At 70.7% G+C, this 19,803-nt stretch carries 15 protein-coding genes, 1 tRNA gene and 1 pseudogene; 7 read left to right on the top strand and 10 right to left on the bottom strand.

The window, feature by feature from the left end; all coding sequences use genetic code 11:
• Nucleotides 1-14: 14 nt before the first annotated feature.
• From AB0B98_RS15205 to AB0B98_RS15180, 6 genes are all read right to left on the bottom strand, one after another.
• Nucleotides 15-518 (bottom strand): hypothetical protein, encoded by a 504-nt coding sequence (locus AB0B98_RS15205; RefSeq protein ID WP_354940006.1) that lies wholly within the window; start codon nucleotides 516-518, stop codon nucleotides 15-17.
• 202 nt (nucleotides 519-720) lie between these two features.
• Nucleotides 721-4,371: an adenylate/guanylate cyclase domain-containing protein gene (locus AB0B98_RS15200; protein ID WP_238667256.1), complete on the bottom strand. Its 3,651-nt coding sequence runs from the start codon at nucleotides 4,369-4,371 to the stop codon at nucleotides 721-723.
• A complete protein-coding gene (locus AB0B98_RS15195; RefSeq protein WP_357363130.1) occupies nucleotides 4,368-5,204 on the bottom strand; it encodes an MBL fold metallo-hydrolase in 837 nt (278 codons plus the stop codon). The genes AB0B98_RS15200 and AB0B98_RS15195 overlap by 4 nt, the downstream gene beginning before the upstream one ends.
• Before the next feature lie 123 nt (nucleotides 5,205-5,327).
• Nucleotides 5,328-5,789, bottom strand: coding sequence for a RidA family protein (locus AB0B98_RS15190; RefSeq protein ID WP_357285030.1), 462 nt, complete (start codon nucleotides 5,787-5,789; stop codon nucleotides 5,328-5,330).
• On the bottom strand, nucleotides 5,786-5,941 hold the full coding sequence (locus AB0B98_RS15185) for a DUF4177 domain-containing protein (RefSeq protein WP_007466198.1): 156 nt from the start codon (nucleotides 5,939-5,941) through the stop codon (nucleotides 5,786-5,788). The genes AB0B98_RS15190 and AB0B98_RS15185 overlap by 4 nt, the downstream gene beginning before the upstream one ends.
• 44 nt (nucleotides 5,942-5,985) lie before the next feature.
• Entirely contained in the window at nucleotides 5,986-6,468 is a 483-nt protein-coding gene (locus AB0B98_RS15180; protein WP_357363128.1) for a hypothetical protein, read from the bottom strand.
• 716 nt (nucleotides 6,469-7,184) lie between these two features.
• Here AB0B98_RS15180 and AB0B98_RS15175 point away from each other — a divergent pair.
• From AB0B98_RS15175 to AB0B98_RS15165, 3 genes and pseudogenes are all read left to right on the top strand, one after another.
• Nucleotides 7,185-7,637 (top strand): annotated as a pseudogene (locus AB0B98_RS15175) (hypothetical protein); the annotation flags it as partial.
• Between the two features lie 26 nt (nucleotides 7,638-7,663).
• Nucleotides 7,664-8,641 carry an ArsA-related P-loop ATPase gene (locus tag AB0B98_RS15170; RefSeq protein WP_357363126.1) on the top strand — a complete coding sequence of 326 codons (978 nt, stop codon included), beginning with the start codon at nucleotides 7,664-7,666 and terminating at the stop codon, nucleotides 8,639-8,641.
• Nucleotides 8,642-8,694: 53 nt separating this feature from the next.
• Entirely contained in the window at nucleotides 8,695-9,846 is a 1,152-nt protein-coding gene (locus tag AB0B98_RS15165; protein WP_357285040.1) for an ArsA-related P-loop ATPase, read from the top strand.
• Between the two features lie 6 nt (nucleotides 9,847-9,852).
• Here the strand turns inward: AB0B98_RS15165 and AB0B98_RS15160 are convergent, their stop codons facing one another.
• Complete coding sequence (locus AB0B98_RS15160) at nucleotides 9,853-10,173, bottom strand: WhiB family transcriptional regulator (RefSeq protein WP_030328078.1); 321 nt, start codon at nucleotides 10,171-10,173, stop codon at nucleotides 9,853-9,855.
• 407 nt (nucleotides 10,174-10,580) lie between these two features.
• Between AB0B98_RS15160 and AB0B98_RS15155 the strand changes: the two genes are divergently transcribed.
• Nucleotides 10,581-13,025, top strand: coding sequence for a transglycosylase domain-containing protein (locus AB0B98_RS15155; protein ID WP_357363125.1), 2,445 nt, complete (start codon nucleotides 10,581-10,583; stop codon nucleotides 13,023-13,025).
• A gap of 111 nt (nucleotides 13,026-13,136) precedes the next feature.
• Here AB0B98_RS15155 and AB0B98_RS15150 read toward each other — a convergent pair whose 3' ends face one another.
• Complete coding sequence (locus AB0B98_RS15150) at nucleotides 13,137-13,592, bottom strand: GatB/YqeY domain-containing protein (RefSeq protein WP_357363123.1); 456 nt, start codon at nucleotides 13,590-13,592, stop codon at nucleotides 13,137-13,139.
• Between the two features lie 25 nt (nucleotides 13,593-13,617).
• On the opposite strand from AB0B98_RS15150, the gene AB0B98_RS15145 reads away from it, so the two are divergent.
• A complete protein-coding gene (locus AB0B98_RS15145) occupies nucleotides 13,618-14,511 on the top strand; it encodes a metallophosphoesterase (protein ID WP_357363121.1) in 894 nt (297 codons plus the stop codon).
• 216 nt (nucleotides 14,512-14,727) lie between these two features.
• Nucleotides 14,728-14,801, top strand: a tRNA-Pro gene (locus AB0B98_RS15140).
• A gap of 155 nt (nucleotides 14,802-14,956) precedes the next feature.
• Here the strand turns inward: AB0B98_RS15140 and fxsT are convergent.
• Together fxsT and AB0B98_RS15130 are read right to left on the bottom strand one after the other, a co-directional pair.
• Nucleotides 14,957-16,957, bottom strand: a complete 2,001-nt coding sequence (fxsT, locus tag AB0B98_RS15135) for an FxSxx-COOH system tetratricopeptide repeat protein (RefSeq protein ID WP_357363119.1) — start codon at nucleotides 16,955-16,957, stop codon at nucleotides 14,957-14,959.
• A gap of 465 nt (nucleotides 16,958-17,422) precedes the next feature.
• Nucleotides 17,423-17,896, bottom strand: coding sequence for a hypothetical protein (locus tag AB0B98_RS15130; protein ID WP_357363118.1), 474 nt, complete (start codon nucleotides 17,894-17,896; stop codon nucleotides 17,423-17,425).
• Nucleotides 17,897-18,046: 150 nt separating this feature from the next.
• Here AB0B98_RS15130 and AB0B98_RS15125 point away from each other — a divergent pair, with 150 nt between their 5' ends.
• Nucleotides 18,047-19,330, top strand: coding sequence for an MFS transporter (locus AB0B98_RS15125; RefSeq protein WP_357363116.1), 1,284 nt, complete (start codon nucleotides 18,047-18,049; stop codon nucleotides 19,328-19,330).
• The last annotated feature ends 473 nt before the right edge of the window (nucleotides 19,331-19,803 follow it).

The raw sequence follows: 19,803 nt of genomic DNA, 5'->3' as shown, positions 1-19,803 counted from the left end.
ACCCGACCGATGGCTCAGCGCACCGCGTCCGCCGGAGCCGCACCGGCGGGACCGGTACCCTCCTCGGCGACCGCAGTCGTCCCGGCACCCTCGGACGATCCGACCCCGCCGGCCGGGATGCCCCGCCGGGCGTCCAGACGCAGACCGATGGCGGTGGCCACGGCGCCCAGCCCTTCCCACGCCGCCACACCGAAGAACCGGTCGGGAGCGATGTCGGCCAGCACCGCGATGGTGAACACGGTGAACGTGACCAGCCGGAAGACCACTGTGAACCGGTAGAACGCCCGCCACTCGGTCACAGTGGCGAGCAGGTAGTAGACGCCCATGTTGAACGCCGCCATCGAGGACGCCAGCAGGAACGTCCCGGTGTGATCACCGACGGCCCGCGTCGCCGGCACCTCGAAGCCGAGCATGCGCAGCTGCGCCTCCGGCCAGAGCAGCCCGACCGCGCCCATCACCAGCGCCAACACGCCGAAGACCGCGATGGTCCAGCCCGCGATGGATCGCGGCAGCTTCATGAAGGGCCTCCCCAGGCACGGCGACGGTCACCACTGTGGACCCGTACGCGGTGGTGACACGCTAGCCGCTCCCCGAGACCACCACATCCCCGGAACCGGCAAAACCTGCACCCCCTGCCACAAACCCGTTGATCATGAAGTTATTGCCCTGCGCGTCGGCGTGTCGAGGCAATAACTTCATGATCAACGGGGACGAAGGGGGTTAGACCAGGGCGGTCAGGCGGGCGTGGAGGGCGTCGGCTGCGGCGCGTTCGCTGCGTTGCTCGGTGGCGTACGCCAGACGGACCGCCTCCTGCGCGCAGGACAGCGCCTCCGCCGGACGACCGCAGGCGGCCAACGCCTCTGCCAGCACACTCGCCGCGATCACCTGACTACGCACGTCCTCGGCCGGTGCGGTGACCGCTCGACGGGCCCAGTCCAACGCCTGCTCCCGCTGACCGTGAGCGAGCAGCGCCGCAGCGTACTGGGCCATCGTCTGGCGGCGGGAGAAGAGCAGCGAGGGTGCGTTCGCGGCGGCAGTGGCCACCGGGGCGAGCAGCCCGACCGCTGTCGCCGAGTCGCCGACGGCGAGACGGGCCGTCGCCAACAACACCCGGGGCGCCACCTGCGCCGGGGCCTGCGGGTTGTGCGGCTCCACAGCAGTCAGCACCGAGCGGGCCACCCGCTCGGCCGTCTCGCAGTCGCCCATGTCCAACGCGACGAAGCCACGCAGTGTGCCGGCCATCCCGGTGAGCAGCGGATGCGAGGTGCGCTCCGCGTACGCCAGGGCGTCGGTGAGCAGGTCCGCCGCGTGCTCCGGCTCGCCCAGGCCGCGCGCCACCACCGCCCGGACCACCAGGGCGAACCCGCGCCCCCAGTCGTCGGAGGCGGCGGCGAACTCCCGGTACGCGCGCCGGGCCTCCCGGTCCGCCTCGGCCAGGTCACCCAACTCGGCCGTGGCGAACGCCGCCACAGCGCGCAACGTGCCCACCGCCCACGCCTCACCGACCCGCTCGCCGAACGGCAGGAACACCTGCGCCATCCGACACGCCTCGCGCAGTCGGCCGGCGAGCAGCCGGGCGAACGCAGTGGTGCCGCGCAGCCAGGCCCGCCCGTACGGGTCCTTCAGCTCGGCGAAGAGCCGGGCAGCCCGGCCGAGCACCGCGTCGGTGCCGGCGAAGTCACCCCGGGTGGTGGTGACCCAGGCCAGGTTCTGCAGGGACCACGCCTGCCCGCGTCGATCCTGCGCGCCGAGGCTGACCTGGTACGCGGCCGCCAACCGGCTGCTCGCCTGGCTCAGCCGCCCCGCCACGAAATCGGCCATGCCGAGTCGGCGCATCGCCGTGGCGCGCTGTGTGGGCAGCCGACCCTCGGTGGCCACCTGCAACGCCTCCTGCCAGGCGGTCACCGCCCGGCCCTGGTCACCGAGGGTCTCCTGGGCCTGCCCCGCCAGCAGCAGCGCACTGACCCGGGTGGCCTCGTCCCCCGCGTTGGCGGCGATCTTCTCGGCGTACGCCAACGCGTCGCCGACCCGGCCGACCTGGAGCAACGCCCGAGCGTGCACCACCCGATCGGCTGCCGGCACCCCGTCGCGGGCCAGTTCGGTGGCGCGCTCGGCGTACTCGACGGCCATTGCCGGCTCACCGGCGGACAGCGACCGGCGGGCAGCCCGACCGAGCGCGGCGATGCCGAGCGGAACCACAGCCCGGGCCGGCGCGTCCGGGCGCAGCTTCACCGCGTCGGCGAGCGTGGCGGCCCGCTCGACGTGCGTCGCCACGAAGTCGTCCCGGGCCTCGTCGGTGAACCCGCCCACGGTGCTGACAGTGGTCTCGTCCACCGGCGCCGCCCAGCGGGCCAGCGCGGCGTGCCGCTCGGCCAACTCGGCCTTGCTCACCCCGGCGTACGCGGCCTCCCGCATGAGCGGTGTCGCGAACGCGTAGCCGGCACGCGAGCGGTGCAGCATCCGGCGTTGCAGCAACTCTTCGACCGCCCGGTCGAGCTCGACGGCGACCACTGCCGACGGCCGCCCGTCGCGGCCACCGCGCTGCTCCCGCATCGCCTCCAGGGCACCGGTCGGCACCGTGTCACCGGTGACCGCCGCGTCGCGCAGCACCGAACGGGCGTCCGGCGGCAGCGCGTCGATCCGGGCCGCGAGCACGGCGGCGAGGTCCCGGGAGAGCAGCCGGCTGCCCAGCGAACCCGGCACCAGACGCCAGCCCGCCGACCCCCCGCTCTGCTCCCGCTCACCGGAGCCGGGCCGCTCCGCCGCGGCACCCCGCGCTGACGCGGCACCGCGCACCGACTCGGTGGTGAGCGCGCCCCGCTCGATCAGCAGGGTGACCAGCTCAGCCAGGTAGAACGGATTGCCCTGCGCGGTGGCGAGCAACCGGTCGGCGTCGGCCTGTGGCAGCTTGCCGCCGCCGAGGTAACTGGTGAGCAGCCGGGCCGCGTCGGCACCGCGCAGCGGCGGCAGCGAGTGCACCTCGGCGTCCGCGACCCGGGTCAGCGCACCGGCGGTACGCACCAACTCGGGGCGGCCGAGCAGCAGCACCAGCACCGGACCGGTGAGCCTGGACAGGGTCAACCCGAGGGCACTGATCGTCTCGGCGGTGGCATCGTGCAGGTCGTCCACAACGATCACCAGCGGTGCCTCCGAGGCCAGCCCGCTGAGCAGGTCGGCGACCGCGTTCGGCACCACCTCGGCATCCGCGGCCGGAGTGCCCGACCCGCCCCACTCGCCGCTGTCGGTGCCGCCGTGCGCCGGGAGTTCGGCGTAGCCGAGCAGGGCGAGCAGCTGCTCGGTGGCGATCGGCGCGGTCTCCGCAGCGGAGCGGGCGAGCCGCTGCCCTAGCCGGCGCAGCCGCTCCTCGACGGCCGGGCGGGTCAGCGCGGTGGACGCGTCGCTGGGCAGACCGACGGCGGCCCGCACCAGATCGGCCAGTGGGGCGAGCCGTCGCCGCTCCCCGAACGCGGCACAGCGCACCGAGAGCACCCGGGCTCCGGTGTGCGCCGCGTACCGGCCGGCACCGACGTCGTAACCGGCGGCGAGGCGCTCCACCTCGGCGGCGAACCGGGACTTGCCGATACCCGCCTCGGCGGTCATCAGCAGCACCCGTGGGTCACCCTGGTCGATCACCTCGGCGAGCCGGCCGGCGACCCGGCCGATCTCCGTCTCCCGACCGACGTACGGCGCCTCGTCGCCGAGCCCCGAGCGGGTGCCCGGCGCGTCCAGCAGACCCAGCAGCTCGTACGCCTCGACCGGCTCACGCTTGCCCTTGAGCCGCAGCGGGCGCAGCGCCCGCCAGGAAGCGACGTGCCTGGTGGCCGCCGCGGTGCGTCCACCGGCATAGACGGCCCCGACCGCTGCGGCGTCGGCGAGCCGGGCCGCGGTGTTCACCGTGTCGCCGATGACCGTGTACTCGATGGCGGCCTGGATGCCCGCGATGACGTCGCCGGTGTTCAGCCCGACCCGCAGCCCGAGCGGCGCGCCGCCACCCCGCTCGTCGTCGAGCACCCGGCGGACGGCCCGTTGCATGGACAACGCGGCCCGGACGGCGCGTTCGGCGTCGTCCTCGTGGGCAACGGGGGCACCGAAGACGGCCATGATGCCGTCCCCCGTCAGCTTGTCGACGTGCCCGCCGAACGTCTTCACCGCACCGGCGAGGGCGGCGAGCACCCGGTCGGTGACAGCGCCGACGCGTTCCGGGTCGAGATCCTCCGACCAGGAGGTGAACTCGGAGAGGTCACCGAAGAGCACTGTGACCACCCGACGCTCGGCCGCCGGCAACGTGGCGGCGGCCGGCAGCGCGGCACCGCAGTTGTGGCAGAACCGCGCGCCGGGAACGGCAACGGTTCCACACACGGGGCAGGTCACATGTGCTCCAACCCACTGACCCCGGGCGCGGATTCCCCGGTGTCGACGCCCAGATACTCCAACTGGGCCCGGACCGACCATTCGGCCGCCCACCAGAGTGAGCGGTCCACGTCCGCGTAGACGGTCGCCACCACGTCGGCGGGGGTGTGGGCGCCGGCGGCCACCGCCGCCCGGACCTGGTCAAGCCGGGCCCGGCGGTGGGCGAGGTAGAAGTCGGCGGCGGCGGCGCAGTCGGCCAGTGCCGGGCCGTGTCCAGGCAGCGCCGGGATCCCCCGGTACGCGGACAGCAGCTCGAGACTGCTCAGGTAGTCGCCGAGGTGGCCGTCGGGGTGGGCGACCACCGTGGTGCCCCGGCCGAGGATGGTGTCACCGGTGAGCACCACCCGCTCGTCGCCGTGCTCGACCAGGAAGCAGACCGAGTCGGCGGTGTGCCCTGGCGTCTGCAACAGACTGATGTGCAGACCGAAGCCGCCGAAGTGCTCACCCGGCCCGGTCAGCGGCTCGCCACCGATGGTGTGCGCCGGGTCGACGGCGAGCACGTGCACGCCGCCGAGCAGCTCACTCAGCCGGGCCGCGCCCTCGGTGTGGTCGGGGTGGCCGTGAGTGATCAGGATCAGCCCGATCGGGCCATGCTCGGCGATCCCGGTCAGGTGCCCCTCGTCCGCCGGCCCAGGGTCGACCACGACGGCGTACTCGGCTGCCGGGGCGCGCAGCACCCAGGTGTTGGTGCCGTCGAGGGTCATCGGCCCCGGGTTCGGCGCACGCAGCAGTGAAACCCAGCGGGGCAACTTGTCGGCAAGCGCCGCCACCGCCCCCGTCACGTGCCCGCTCATGGCTGCGATCGTACGACCCCGCCCGCCACACCCCACGATCTTGCACTTGCGGCCCCTGATTCATCCCCGTTCAGGGCTTTCGTCCGAGCGGAAAGTGCAAGATCGCGGGGCGATGGGGACGCGTCAGGCGACCTCGACGATCAGCTCGATCTCCACCGGGGCGTCCAGGGGCAGCTCGGCCACACCCACGGCGCTGCGCGCGTGCCGGCCGGCCTCCCCGAAGACGGTGCCGAAGAGGTCGGAAGCACCGTTGATCACGGCGGGCTGACCGGTGAAGCCGGGCGCGGAGGCCACGAAACCGGTCACCTTGACCACCTTGATCACGTTCTCCAGGCCGACCAGCGAGTCGACAGCGGCCAACGCGTTGAGCGCACACCGCTGGGCCAGATCCTTCGCCTGCTCGGCGGAGATGCCCGCGCCGACCTTGCCGGTCGCGAGCAGCTTGCCCTCGGCCATCGGCAACTGACCGGAAACGTAGACGTGCTGCCCGGACTGCACGGCCGGGACGTAACTGGCCACCGGCGGCACGACCTCGGGCAGTTCGAGACCCAGCTCGGCGAGCTTCGCGTGCGGACCGTTGCTCACGCCTTGGGCCGCTTCAGGTAGGCGACCAGCTGGTCCGGGTTCGGGCCGGGGACCACGGCGACGAGCTCCCACCCGTCCTCGCCCCAGTTGTCGAGGATCTGCTTGGTCGCGTGGACCAGCAGCGGGACCGTGGAGTATTCCCACTTCTGCATCGCTGAAGGGCTCCCTCTCGGTGCGGAATTGTTCGAGGGACAGCCTACGGTCCGCTGGCCGGACGAGGTACAGGACGCTGCTCCGGCGCGGCCGGCAGCTCCCCGCAGCGCCCTTCGTGCTCGTACCCCTGGGGGCAGCGGGACCGGTCGGGCAGCAGCAGGTCACAGAAGACCCGGTGCCGGTTGTTCTGATCGTCGGCGTTGGAGACTGTGGTCTCCCCGGCGTCCAACTCGGGCAGGAAGCCCAGCGACACCGCGACCCGGCCGGCCAGCACTGTCGCCGCCGCCAGATTGGGCACCCGGATCGGCAGGTGGATGACGAAGCCCGGCTCGTCGTCCTCGCGGGCCCGCTCGGCGGGCTGGCTCGGCACCCGGGCCGTCTCCGCCTGCTCCGGCTGCCGGCGGTACGACCGTTCGTTGATCGGCTGGCTGGCGACCTGCCCGCCGGCCTCGACCACTGACCCGCTCCGGCGGGGCCGGTCGTTCGTCGGGAACTGGGTGCGAGGGATGTTGTCCGCGTCGCGCATGCACTGCCTCCGGTCGTACCTCTCGGACCATGCTTCCGGCCCGGACCCATTCGTCCGTTCCGGCCCCCGCACCGGGACGAAGGTAGGTCTGTGGCTGCGGTCCCGCCAACAGGACGCGCACAAGAGGTCACCAACAGTCACATATGCGACACACCGCAGGTCGGGGGGCCGACACCGAAACCGACGCGGGTACCGCTCACCGGATCGCTGGACCGCTCGACAGGCAGGGGCGACACCGATCCGGTCATCGACCGCTACCCTTCCGGTCGGACGGTCGCGCAGCGCCCGGCCGCCCGCTCGATCACGCTCGGCGCCAGGGGTGGCGGCGGGCGCCGCACCCCTGGGGGAACGACATGACCCACCCGCCCAGCGGCGACCAGGCCGGCACACCCGCTCACCCGCCGGCCCACCCGGATCCCGCCGGTCAGCCCGCGCCGACCATCCCCAGCCAGCCGACCCCCGCTCCGCCGTCCGGGCAGCTCGCCCTCCCCGCCTCCCCCACCCAGCCGGCACTCTCCGCCGCCCCCACCTCACCGGCCTTCCCCGGCCAGTCCAGCGGCCCCGGCCAGCCAGCCTTCCCCGGGCAGCCCGGCGGCCCCGGCCAGCCGGAAGGGCCTGGCGGCCCCGGCTCGTCCGCCGCACCGACGCAGCCGGGCACCCCGAACCCCTCGTCGATCCCCCCGCCCCCACCGGCCTACCCGCCCTACCCGGGCACGGCCGCGCCGAAGAAGAAGCGCGGCCTGCTGATCGCGGCGATCGCCCTGGTCGTGATCATGGTGCTCTGCGTGGGCGGCGGGGTGGTGGCCTTCCTGACCCTGCGCGATGCCGAGACCGGCGAGGGCGCCAAGGAACCGGCGGTCGCCGTCGACGAGTTCCTCACCGCGGTCTACAAGGATCGCGACGCGACAAAGGCTGCCGACCGCGTCTGCGCCGCTTCCCGGGACGAGGACAAGATCGCCGCGAAGGTAGCCGAGGTGGAGAAGTACGCCTCCACCTACCAGAACCCGCGCTTCCGGTGGACCACCCCGAAGGTGGACAACCAGACCGGGGAACGGGCCACCGTCTCCACCCGGCTCACCATGACCACCGCGGACGAGAAGGTGGCCGACCAGGAGTTGCGCTTCACTGTGGTGCAGAAGACGGGTTGGTGGGTCTGCGAGGTCGCCTGACCGTCAAGCCTGGATAGGCTCGACTGGTGTGTGCAGCTGAGCGTCCGATCGACCCGGCCGGTACCGGATGGCCCGCCCGTCTCCACGTGGTGACCGGCAAGGGCGGCACCGGTAAGACCAGCGTGGCGGCGGCGCTGGCCCTGGCGCTCGCCGCCGGCGGCCGGCGCACCCTGCTGGTCGAGGTCGAGGGGCGGCAGGGCATCGCCCAGCTGTTCGGCATCGAGCCGCTGCCCTACGAGGAGCGGCACCTGGCCGACGCGCCGGACGGCGGTGAGGTGCGCGCGCTCGCTGTGGACGCCGAGGAGGCGCTGCTCGAGTACCTGGACATGTTCTACAAGCTGGGCGCGGCGGGCCGGGCACTGCGCAAGCTCGGCGCCATCGACTTCGCCACCACCATCGCGCCCGGCCTGCGCGACGTCCTCCTCACCGGCAAGGTGAAGGAGGCCACCACCCGCACCACCGGGCAGCGGCGCGCGTACGACGCGGTGGTGCTGGACGCCCCGCCGACCGGGCGGATCGGCCGGTTCCTCAACGTGACGGCGGAGACGGCCCGGCTGGCCAAGGTGGGCCCGATCAAGACCCAGAGCGAGGGGGTCGCCGCGTTGCTGCGGTCCCCGATGACAGCGGTGCACGTGGTGACGTTGCTGGAGGAGATGCCGATCCAGGAGACGGTCGACGCGATCGCCGACCTGACCGCCCTCGGCTTCGGTGTCGGGAAGGTGCTCGTCAACGGAGTCCGACCTCCGCTGCCCGCCGGAGCGGCGGTCACCGCCGCAGAGTTGAAGCGCGGGCTGGTCGCGGCCGGGCTGTCGGCCGATCGGGACATGGTGGCCGGGTTGCACGATGAGGCGCGTGACCAGCTCATCCGACGCGAACTGGAAGATTCGCTCCGCGCCGACCTGGTGGAGTTGGGGCTGCCGATGATCGAGCTGCCGTTGCTGCCCGACGGGGTGGATCGGGCGGGGCTCGCGACGCTGGCCCAGGCCCTCGTCCGCGCCGAATGACTCACACCTGAGCTCAGCACGGGCGCACGGACCCACCGGCCCGATACGCTCGATTGGTGCCTTCCGAAGACGCGGCGCCGCAGCTGGACGTCGACCAGATCCTCGCCGACCCAGGCGTGCGGATCGTCGTGTGCTGCGGTGCCGGCGGAGTGGGAAAGACGACCACCGCCGCGGCGCTGGCGCTGCGGGCCGCCGAGCACCACGGCCGGCGCACTGTGGTGCTCACCATCGACCCGGCCCGCCGGCTGGCCCAGTCGCTGGGCCTGACCGAGCTGGACAACACCCCGCGCCAGGTCAAGGGGATCGACGTCGAGAGCAGCGGCGGCGAGCTGCACGCCATGATGCTGGACATGAAGCGCACCTTCGACGACGTGGTGTTGCAGCACACCGACCCGACGAAGGCCGCGGAGATCTTCGCGAACCCGTTCTACCAGGCGATGAGCTCGACCTTCGCCGGCACGCAGGAATACATGGCAATGGAGAAGCTGGGCCAGTTGCATGCCCGGGGCGAGTGGGACCTGATCGTGGTGGACACCCCACCCTCCCGCTCGGCACTGGACTTCCTGGACGCGCCGGCTCGGCTCTCCCGTTTCCTCGACGGCCGGATGCTGCGACTGCTGCTGGCCCCGGCGCGCAGCGGCGGGCGGAGCATGTTCAGCCTGGTCACGGCCTCGTTCGGGATGTTCTCGAAGGTGGTGCAGAAGGTGCTCGGCGCGCAGCTGCTCACCGACCTGTCCGGCTTCGTGGCGGCACTGGATTCGATGTTCGGTGGTTTCCGGCAGCGCGCCGAGCAGACGTACCGCATCCTGCAGGCGCGGGAGACGGCCTTCCTCCTGGTAGCGACGCCGGAGCCGGACGCGGTCCGGGAGGCCGCCTACTTCGCGGGCCGGCTGCGGGACGAGCGGATGCCGCTGGCCGGCCTGGTGCTCAACCGGGTGCACCGTCCGGTGGTCCCTGAGCTGGACGCCGAGCAGAGCCGGGTCGCCGCAGAGCGGCTGACCCAGCTGGGTGGGCATGAGGCCACCGCCGACGTGCTGCGGGCGCACGCGGCGTTGGCTCGTCAGGCGGTACGCGAGCAGCAGGTCGCCGCGCGCTTCACCGAGGCGTTCCCTGCCGTGCCGGCGGTTTCGGTCACTGCGCAGCCCGCCGACGTGCACGACGTCGACGGGCTGCGGACGATCGGCGCGGCGATCAGCCGGCCGTGACCGGCGTCAGTTGGCCGCGCTGACGAGAATCTTGTCCTTGCCGGCCTTGTCCTTGCTGTTCTTCTTCATCGCGGCCTCGAACATCTTGCGCCAGCTCGTCACCTGAGGATGACGACGCAGTAGCGCCCGCCGTTCGCGTTCGGTCATGCCGCCCCACACACCGAACTCGATCCGGTTGTCCAGCGCGTCGGCCAGGCACTCGTACCGAACTGGGCAGCTCCGGCAGATCCGCTTCGCCACGTTCTGTTCGGCACCCTGTACGAACAACGCGTCCGGGTCCCCGTTCTGACATGCCGCCAGTGACGGCCAGTCAGTGATCATGCCCATGTGTACACGTCCCCCCTTGCAGTACCTACCGACCTCGTCGATGCACGTCAGCCGGCAATTCCCCCCGATCGCCCGGCCTGCCTTCCCCAAGGCGGCGCGGACGACATGTGGCGCTGTCGCCGCCCCCATCATGCTCTGTAGTCGACTGATTACGCAACGTTGTCGACGAAATCCATCATTCCGGACACTCCCGGCTTCCCGGGCCTTCGACCGCCGGTTACCCCGCCGAGGTCAGCGATAACGCTGCGCCGCCTCACTGAATCGGAGGAGACTCACGCCAGGTCACACGCAACCAAGCACCGGGGGTCGTGCGTTTAGCACAACGAGGGCAGCGCGCGCAGGAAATGGGGAAAGAACGCCCCGGCGCCCCTCGTTCCCTACTCGCGTACCCTGCTGAGGTGACCTGGATGCGGAAACGTGACCACAATGTGCTGACCAACGCCGCATCGCTAGCCGTGTGTGGCCTGCTGGCCGGCGTGGTGGTCGCTGCGGCGGCCTTCCCCGCGGTGGCGATGTCCGGCTTGGCCGCGAAGGCCGGCGCCGAGACATTCGGTGCCCTGCCCACAGAGCTGACGGTGGCCCGCGCGCCACAGATCAGCTACCTGCTGGCATCGGACGGCAAGACACCGCTCGCAACGATGTACGACGAGAACCGGCGGGACGTGAAGCTCGCCGACATCTCGGTGCCCATGCAGAAGGCCATCATCGCGGCCGAGGACCATGACTTCTACAAGCACAACGGCGTCGACATCAACGGTGTCGCCCGCGCGTTCGTCAACAACCAGAGCGAAGGCTCCGGCCGACAGGGCGCCTCGACGCTGACGATGCAGTACGTCCGGCTGGCCATCGCCTACTCGGCCACCCACCCGGCGGACGTCGTCGCGGCCACCGAGGACACCAGCGCCCGCAAGCTGCGCGAGATGCGGCTGGCCCTCCAGGTCGACAAGGAGTTCTCCAAGGACGAGATCCTCACCCGCTACCTCAACCTCGCCTCGTTCGGCAACGGCGCGTACGGCATCTACGCCGCCAGCCAGGTCTACTTCGGTAAGCCGCCGAGCAAGCTGAAGATCGAGGAAGCGGCGTTGCTGGCCGGCATGGTCAAGGCGCCGACGACGAACGACCCGACCACCGAGGCCGGTTACCCGCTGGCGCTGGATCGGCGCAACTACGTCATCCAGAACATGGTCGACATCAAGGCCATCACCCAGCAGGAGGCGGACGTCGCCAGGGCGACCAAGCTGGTGGTGAAGGACAAGCGCACCCCCAACGGCTGTGTCGCCGCCAACGTCAACGAGTGGGGCTTCTTCTGCGACTACTTCTACCGCTGGTGGATGGATCAGGAGACGTTCGGCTCGACCACGTACGACCGGGAGCGCCGGCTGAAGAGCGGCGGCTACACCGTCGTGACCTCGATCGACGTCCAGGCACAGCGCGGCGCGGACAAGGCGGTCCGTAAGGCCAAGAGCGTGAACAGCAAGGAAGCGGCCATGGTCGCGGTCGTCGAGCCGGGCACCGGTCGGGTGCGGGCGCTCGCGGTCAACCGGCAGTTCAAGCTCGACGACCCGAAGAACCCCAAGAACAAGATCTCCAGCGATCCGGCGAAGAGCAGGAAGGGCATCCGGGGCAACTACCCGGCGACGGTCAACCCGCTGCTCACCGGCGGCAACGGCATCACCGGCTACCAGGCCGGCTCGACCTTCAAGATCTTCAGCATCGTCGCCGCCCTGGAGAAGGGCATCCCGCTCAGCTACACCTTCAACGCCCCGCAGCAGTTCAAGTCGGAATACATCATCGACAGCAGCAGCCCGGCGGCCTGCAAGGGCACCCACTTCTACTGCCCGACCAACTCCGGCCTCAAGGCCGGCGGCGTGCAGAACATGTGGAGCGCGTTCGCCCAGTCGGTCAACACCTACTTCGTCCCACTGCAGCAGCAGGTCGGCGCGGAGAACGTGGTCGACGCCGCCCGGCGGGCCGGCATCCAGTTCCGGGCGAGCAACGACGCCAAGTTCGCCGCGACCAAGAACGATGCCCACCAGTGGGGCGCCTTCACCCTGGGTGTCTCCTCCACCACCCCGCTCGACCTGGCCAACGCGTACGCGACCCTGGCAGCCGACGGCAAGTACTGCGAGCCGATCCCGGTGCAGGAAATCCGGGACCCGGAGGGCAACAAGCTGGACATCGCCAACCCGCGCTGCGAGAAGCGGTTCAGCACCGAGGTGGCCCGGGCCGCCGTGGACGCCGCCCGTTGCCCGGTCGGCGACAACTCCAGCACCAGCAAGTGCGGTAGCAGCCGTACGGCTGCCGTCGTGAAGGGCATCGTCGACGCGCCGGTGGCCGGTAAGTCCGGCACCACCGACTCGGAGAAGACGGCCGCCCTGGTCGCCATGACCAAGCAGTACTCGGTGGCCGGCATCATGGCCGACCCGGACTGGCCGCAGACGAACGTCAAAATGAAGCACAAGGAGAAGGACGGCATCAACCCGCCGGTGTACGAGACCCTGCGGGATGCCATGAAGGGCAAACCGCGGATCCAGTTCGAGCCGCCGGGCCAGAAGATCTCCGAGGGTGACCAGCGCAGCATCCCCGACGTGAAGTGCGTTTCGGTGGATCAGGCGAAGTCCCGGCTCAAGGGCGCCGGCTTCGAGCCGGTCGTCTCCAGCGCGAAGGTCCCGTCCTCCTGCAAGGCGGGTGACGCGGCCGGCACCAGCCCGGACGGCCGCACGATCAAGGGTGGCGTGGTCACCATCCAGGTCAGCAGCGGCGGCGGCACGCCGGGCAACACCGACGGCACGCCTGGCAACCCGCCCGGCAACCAGCCAGGTAGACCCGGCAACGGCCGCCCCAACGGCTGAGCCGACGCGTAGGACACGACGGGCGGGCACCCTCCTCGGGTGCCCGCCCGTTTCGTCTGTCCGGACCCGCTGGCGGCTACGACGCTCGTGCCGCGCCACGGACCCGGTGAGTCAGAGACCGAGCTGTCGGCGTACCTCGGCAGCCACCCGGCCACCCTCGGCCTGGCCCGCCACCGCGGCCTGGGCCGCCTTCATCGCCGGGCCCATCTGGGCCTTGCCGGTGAAGCCGCCCGCGGCGAGCGCCCCCGACACCAGCTCGGCCAGCTCGGCGTCCGAGAGCTGCCTGGGCAGGTAGCGGTCCAACACCTCGCCCTCGGCGCTCTCCTTCGCGGCCTGCTCGGCGCGGCCGGCGTCGGCGAAGGCGGTGGCCGCCTCCCGACGCTTCTTGGCTTCCTTGGTCAGCACCGCGAGCACCTCGTCATCGGTGAGCTCGCGCTTGGCCTTGCCGGCGACCTCGGCGGTGCCGACGGCGGCCAGGGCCATCCGCAGGGTGGAGGTGGTCAGCTCGTCGCGCGCCTTGAGCGCGGAACGCATGTCGGCAGTGAGGCGGTCCTTCAGCGTGCTCATGGACGGTCAAACTACCCTGAACGCCATGCGAAAGCGCACACTATTCCGGCTCGCCGCCGGAACCGCCACGATCGGCGCGGCCACCCTCGCGTACGCGTCGCTCATCGAGCGCAATATGTTCACCCTCCGGCGGTACGACGTGCCGGTGCTCCCGGCCGACGCGGAACCGCTGCGCGTGCTGCACCTCTCGGACCTGCACATGATGCCCGACCAGGCGCGCAAGCAGCGCTGGGTGGCGTCGCTGGCCGCCCTCGACCCCGACCTGGTGGTGGTGACCGGCGACAACATGGCGCACCCAGGCGCGGTGCCCGGGGTGCTGCGGGCCCTGCAACCACTGCTGGACTACCCGGGTGCGTTCGTGTTCGGCTCCAACGACTACACCGGGCCGGTGCTGAAGAACCCCTTCACCTACTTCCTGCCCGACCGGGAGTACACCGAGGGCGTCGACCTGCCCTACGAGGAGCTGCGTCAGGTCTTCACCGGCGCCGGCTGGGCGGACCTCAACAACGCCCGGACCATGCTGAAGGCCGGCGGCCGGCAGCTCGACCTGGTCGGCGTCGACGACCCGCACATCGACCGGGACGACTACCCCTCCGTTGCCGGCGCGGTGTCGTCCTCGGCAGACCTCTCCATCGCGCTGACGCACTCACCCGAGCCACGGGTGCTCGACCAGATGGCGGCGGACGGCTTCGGGCTGCTGCTGGCCGGGCACACCCACGGCGGGCAGGTCTGCGTACCCGGCTTCGGAGCGCTCGTGACCAACTGCGGCCTGCCCCGCTCGATGGCGCGCGGCCTGCACCGGTGGCCGGGCTCGGACTCCTGGCTGCACGTCTCCGCCGGCCTCGGCACCCACCCGACCGCCCCGATCCGTTTCTCCTGCCCCCCGGAGGCCAGCATCCTGACCCTCATCCCCCGCTGACCGCTGCGCGCCCGCCGCCGCGAGACCAGCCAGCAGTCGTTGATCGACTCGGGTTCCTGAAAGCCGGGGTGTCCTGGTCCCATCGACAGCCCGGCTTCCGTGAACCCGAGTCGATCACCACCCGGCCCAGCCGGCGATCGCGCCCGAGGAGTCCGGACGGCGGGGGTACCGAGTTTGACCATCGGGGCGGGTGGGCTACTATTTGTCGGCACGCCTCGGGGTGTGGCGCAGCTTGGTAGCGCGCTTCGTTCGGGACGAAGAGGTCGTCGGTTCGAATCCGGCCACCCCGACCGAGGTCAGAGGGCACATCCACTCGATGGATGTGCCCTCTGGTGCGTCATGGGTGACCAACTGAGTGACCACGCCTCAGCAGCCGGCGCGAAGATGCGATCCATGAGCGCCGCGTCCTGGAGCGGCACCGGCGAAGCTGATGACGGTAGACCGGCTAGGTGCCTGTGGTGCCGGAGTGCTTGCGTTTCCAGTAGGCAAGGGCCTCGCTGGCGGCGAGGGTGCTGGGGTGGTCGGGACCGCGGACGCGCAGCATGTCGGTGAGCACTTGCTCGAGGGCGGCGACGGCGCCGCTCGGGTCACCAGCTTCGCCACGCCAGTAGGCGAGGTTGTGGCGGGTGGTGAGGGTGTCGGGGTGATCCGGACCTAGCACGCGCAGCCGGTCGGTGAGCAGGTGCTCCAAGGCGGTGACGGCACCGCTGAGGTCACCAGCTTCGAGACGCCAACCGGCGAGGGTGCTGCGCGTGGTGAGGGTGTCGGGGTGGTCGGGACCGTGGACGCGCAGCATGTCGATGAGCACTTGCTCAAAGGCGGCGACGGCGCCGCTCGGATCACCAGCTTTCCCACGCGAGTAGGCGAGGTTGTGGCGGGTGGCGAGGGTGTTGGGGTGGTCGGGACCGCGGACGCGCAGGATGTTGGTGAGCACTTGCTCGAAGGCGGCGACGGCGCCGCTCGCGTCACCGGTCTTGCCACGCCAGTAGGCGAGGGTATGGCGGGTGGCGAGGACGTAGGGGTGCTCAGGGCCGAGGACGCGCAGCATGTCGATGAGCACTCGCTCGAAGGCGGTGACGGCGCCGCTCGCGTCACCAGCTTCTCCACGCCAGTGCGAAAGGTGGTAGCGGGTGGCGAGGGTGCCGGGGTGGTTGGGACCGAGGACGCGCAACACTTCGGCAAGCAGCCGCTCCGACCCGGCCTTGGCGGCGGCAGCCTGGCCGCTGTAGCCGAGGCTGTCGAGGTTGCGGAACAGCAAGCTATGCACGTCAGCCTTCAACAGAGCGCCACCGCTGCAGGCATGAAGCACAACGGCGTTCTCACGCAGAATGTGGGTATAGCGAGATTCGCGGTCGATGTTGGGCCAGATTTCCAGCAGTCCGTCAGCCGCAGTGCGGGCGGTAGCCCTCAGTCGTGGAGCGTCGAGGTCATCGCGGGTGACACGTTGAATCAGGGCGTGCACGCGAGTTTGGCCGGTGGCCGGGTCGTGGGTGACCAGGTGGAGGCGGTGCAGGTTCCGCAGAGCATCCCAGACCTCTTCGGTGGTGACATCGCGGCCACTGATCCGCGTCAGATGGGCGGTAACCGCGTCGGTCTTGAATAGCGCGTCCGGGATGCCGTTCGGATCCAGCACCGCGGCCAGCTCCAGCACCCGCCTAGCTAATCCCGAAGGCGGGTGGCTGTCCGCCGCATCGATGGAAAGCGACCAAATGGCACCAGCAACTGTGCGCTGGTCATCGGGTAACGCATCCTCCGGGGGAACCAGGTCAGCCAACTGCTTATGTCGATCGGCCAACCGCGCCCGGTAGACGGAAGCATCGATAGCGCGGTCACGAATGAACGCGGCGGCTTGGGCTGCCGCTATCGGCAGATACTCCAATTCGGCAGCCAGTCCCTCCAGCTCCGGTTCCTGGTCGACGCCAGCACCAATGGCCGAGCGGAGGTAGGCGACCGCTTCGCCAGGAGTGAACAGGTCAACCTCGACCAACGACCGGCGGTCGGTGTCCAGGACAGCATCCCGCCGCCGGGTGGTGACGATTGTGCGGCCGTGCCGACTGTCCGGCGGCCACCACCGGGCGGCATCCCCCGGGGCATCAAGGTTGTCCAATACCACCAACCACCGACGGTCAGTGCGCCCGAACCACTCCATCAACCGCTGCGCCGCAGACTGATCATCAGCATCTACCAGCGCGACACCCACCGCCCGCGCCGCCTCGGAATAACTAACGACGATCGCATCCTCGCTCGACGCAGTCACCCAGACCCGCACGTCCACCTCACCAGTGGACTCCAGATGCCGCACGAACTGAGCCGCCAACTGCGTCTTGCCCACGCCCCCCATGCCCGACAACACCTGCGTCAGTGCAGCCGTACGGCCAGCCTTCGCAGCCCTGACCAAATCAACACCGGCAGCCCGGTCCTGAAACCAGGCCGCCAACTGGGGCACCAGGCCAACCCGTACCCCACCCCCCGGCACTGGTGGGCGTCCTATCCGCCGACGCTCCGACCAAGCCGTCAAGCGTGCATCCAGCACGGCAACGAGCGCGAAGACCCCGCCAACAATCCCCGCCAACCAACTGGCCTGCTCCGCTACGGCCCACCCCCACTGCGGCGCCCGCCAAGCAAATGGGTTCCACCACAACAACACCGCCACCACCGCGCAGGCACTCGCCGCCATCACCCACGTGACGACGCGCCGACGCCCACGCGGAAAGACCCGAACCATCTCTCCATAATCGACGCAATTAAATACCCCGGCAGTCATGAGTCGAGTTGACGTCACAGAACCGGTACAGCAGGGTGCGCAGCGGACAACCGAGACCGACACCTGGAACCAGGAGTGATGGTGTTCGGATGACCGCTGACACGGTGACGGCGGTCCGCGCCACGCCGTTCGAGGTGGCGCGGCCGGTCAGTCCTGCCGCTCGGTGCGTTCGATCTCCGCGAACGCGGCTGCCAGGTAGTCGTCCAAGGGCACACTTGTCGCCGCCAACAGGTCGGCCACCAGCAGCGGAGCGTGTCGGGCCAGCGCCGCCGCGTCCGGCGGTGACTCGTCGCCGTCGGGGTCGTACACCCCCAGCGCGCCGGCCAGCAGAACGAGCACCACGTGCGGGTCGACATCCGTTCGCCACCGCGTCGACTCCTGCACGCAGCGGGTCAACACCTGGCGGATGTCGTCGCCGGTCAACCCGTCCGGATGGCTCTCCTCCAACAGCAACCGGACCACCGCGCCGAGCACCAGGCCGGAACGCTCGTCAGCGGCGAGACCGCCGACCGCCTCGTCGTACGCCTGACCGTCGCGTGCCTGGGCGGCGGCGACGGCCGTCGTTGCGGTCACCGCGATGGCGCGGGCGGTAGCGGGCAGATGTCGCCAGGTGCCGGTCATCGCGCCAGCATCGCAGACCCGGCGGACACCAACCGACAGCCATCACAGCCAGTGGATCAACGTGGGATTGGTCACCAGTTGATCCCGGTGACCGCGAGGCGTGGCCAAAACGGTTCGCGCGGCGTCAGACCCACCGCACAGAATGCCGGCATGCTGCGTCGTGCCCTGCCCCGCCGTTCGGAAGCTCGCCGACTCCTGATCGGCACCCTGCTGTCGGCGATCGGGCGCGGTCTGACCCTGCCGTTCCTGTTCATCTACCTGACCGACGTACGCGGGCTCACCGACACCCGCGCCGGGCTCGTCATCGGTTGGTACGGCGTGGTCACCCTGGCCCTGTCGCCGCTGGGCGGGACGCTGATCGACCGGATCGGCGCCCGCCGGGTGGTGGTGCCCTGTCTCGTGATCGAGGCGATCGGCACCGGCTCGTTGGCGCTGGTCCACTCGACCGGCTCAGCCCTGCTGGTGATGACGGTGATCGCCATCGGCAGCTCCGCGATCTGGTCCGGGCAGAACACCATCCTCGCATCGCTGACCGACGACGACGAGCGGCAACGCGTCTTCGGGTTGAACTTCGCCCTGCTCAACCTCGGCATCGGCATCGGTGGCATGACCTCCGGCGCGATCGTCGACACCGCCCGGCCCGGCACCTTCCAGGCGATCTACCTGCTGGACGCGGTGACCTACCTGATGCCGGCGCTGATCCTGCTCACCCTGCCCGGGGTGGGCCACCGACTCGGCAAACGTCGAGGCGTCGACGAACCGTCAGCCGGTGGCTACCTGACCGTGCTCCGCGACCGCCCGTTCCGGCGGCTGGTGATCTTCGGGCTGATCCTCACCACCTGCGGCTACGCGCAGGTGGAGGTGGGCTTCGCCGCGTACGCGGTGCGGGTGGCCGAGGTGAACCCGCGGGTAGTGGCCTGGGCACTCGCGGCCAACACCGTGATGATCGTGCTCGCGCAACTGCTGGTCATCCGGCGGATCGAGGGGCGCAGCCGCACCCGGGCGTTGGCAGTTGTGGGAGCTGTGTTCGCCGCCGCCTGGCTGGTCCTCGGCGTGGCCGGCCTGGTCAGTGCCGAGAACGCCGTGCTGGCCGCCCTGTGCGTGGTGCTCTGCTCGGCGATCTTCGGTTTCGGCGAGACGATGCTGTCCCCGGTGATGCCCGCACTCACCAACGCGCTGGCCACCGACGAGCTGCGCGGCCGGTACAACGCCATGAGTTCAATGATCTTCGGAATCAGCGGTGTGATCGGCCCAGTGACCGCCGGCCCACTCATCGGCGCTGCCAACGGCATGGTCTGGGTGGCGACGGTTGTCGGCGGCTGCTTGGTGGCTTCGCTGGTCGCGCTCTCCCTGCGCCGGCTGCTCACCACGGAGCAGGACGGCCTCGCGACGACCACCCCGACATCCCCCACCCCCACGCCCGCCCCCGCCTGACCTCGAACACCCCTCCCTACCCCGCGCCCTCGCCGCGCGCACCCCACGCCGCCCGCCGCACCCCGCACCCCGCACCCCGCACCCCGCACCCCGCACCCCGCACCCCGCACCAAGATCACGCTCAATCCTGGATGTAGTGGCATCCCCGCGCACCGATGCCACTACATCCATGTTCGAGCGCGATCTTGCCCGGTGGGGCGTGCACGAGCGGAGCGGCAGGCGGCAGGCGGGCACAGGCACAGGCAAGCGCAGGCACAGGCAAGCGCAGGCACAGGCAAGCGCAGGCACAGGCAAGCGCAGGCACTGACAAGCGCAGGCACTGACAAGCGCAGGCACTGACAAGCACAGGCACGGACAAGTACAGGCACAAGCGCAGGCGCAGGCGCAGGCACGGACAGTACAGGCACAAGCGCAGGCGCAGGCACAGACAAGTACAGGCACAAGCGCAGGCGCAGGAACGGACAAGCGCAGGC

Source organism: Micromonospora sp. NPDC048947, assembly GCF_040649495.1.
Classification (GTDB): domain Bacteria; phylum Actinomycetota; class Actinomycetes; order Mycobacteriales; family Micromonosporaceae; genus Micromonospora; species Micromonospora alfalfae.
The sequence above is the reverse complement of the archived record's forward strand: the minus strand, read 5'-3'. Positions and strand labels throughout refer to the sequence as shown.

Bases quoted from the DNA above. Each gene is read 5' to 3' on its own strand.
- AB0B98_RS15205 (WP_354940006.1), bottom strand. From the start codon at position 518: ATGAAGCTGCCGCGATCCATCGCGGGCTGGACCATCGCGGTCTTCGGC.
- AB0B98_RS15195 (WP_357363130.1), bottom strand. From the start codon at position 5,204: ATGAGCGGGCACGTGACGGGGGCGGTGGCGGCGCTTGCCGACAAGTTG.
- AB0B98_RS15185 (WP_007466198.1), bottom strand. From the start codon at position 5,941: ATGCAGAAGTGGGAATACTCCACGGTCCCGCTGCTGGTCCACGCGACC.
- AB0B98_RS15180 (WP_357363128.1), bottom strand. From the start codon at position 6,468: ATGCGCGACGCGGACAACATCCCTCGCACCCAGTTCCCGACGAACGAC.
- AB0B98_RS15160 (WP_030328078.1), bottom strand. From the start codon at position 10,173: ATGGGCATGATCACTGACTGGCCGTCACTGGCGGCATGTCAGAACGGG.
- AB0B98_RS15155 (WP_357363125.1), top strand. From the start codon at position 10,581: ATGCGGAAACGTGACCACAATGTGCTGACCAACGCCGCATCGCTAGCC.
- AB0B98_RS15150 (WP_357363123.1), bottom strand. From the start codon at position 13,592: ATGAGCACGCTGAAGGACCGCCTCACTGCCGACATGCGTTCCGCGCTC.
- AB0B98_RS15145 (WP_357363121.1), top strand. From the start codon at position 13,618: ATGCGAAAGCGCACACTATTCCGGCTCGCCGCCGGAACCGCCACGATC.
- AB0B98_RS15130 (WP_357363118.1), bottom strand. From the start codon at position 17,896: ATGACCGGCACCTGGCGACATCTGCCCGCTACCGCCCGCGCCATCGCG.
- AB0B98_RS15125 (WP_357363116.1), top strand. From the start codon at position 18,047: ATGCTGCGTCGTGCCCTGCCCCGCCGTTCGGAAGCTCGCCGACTCCTG.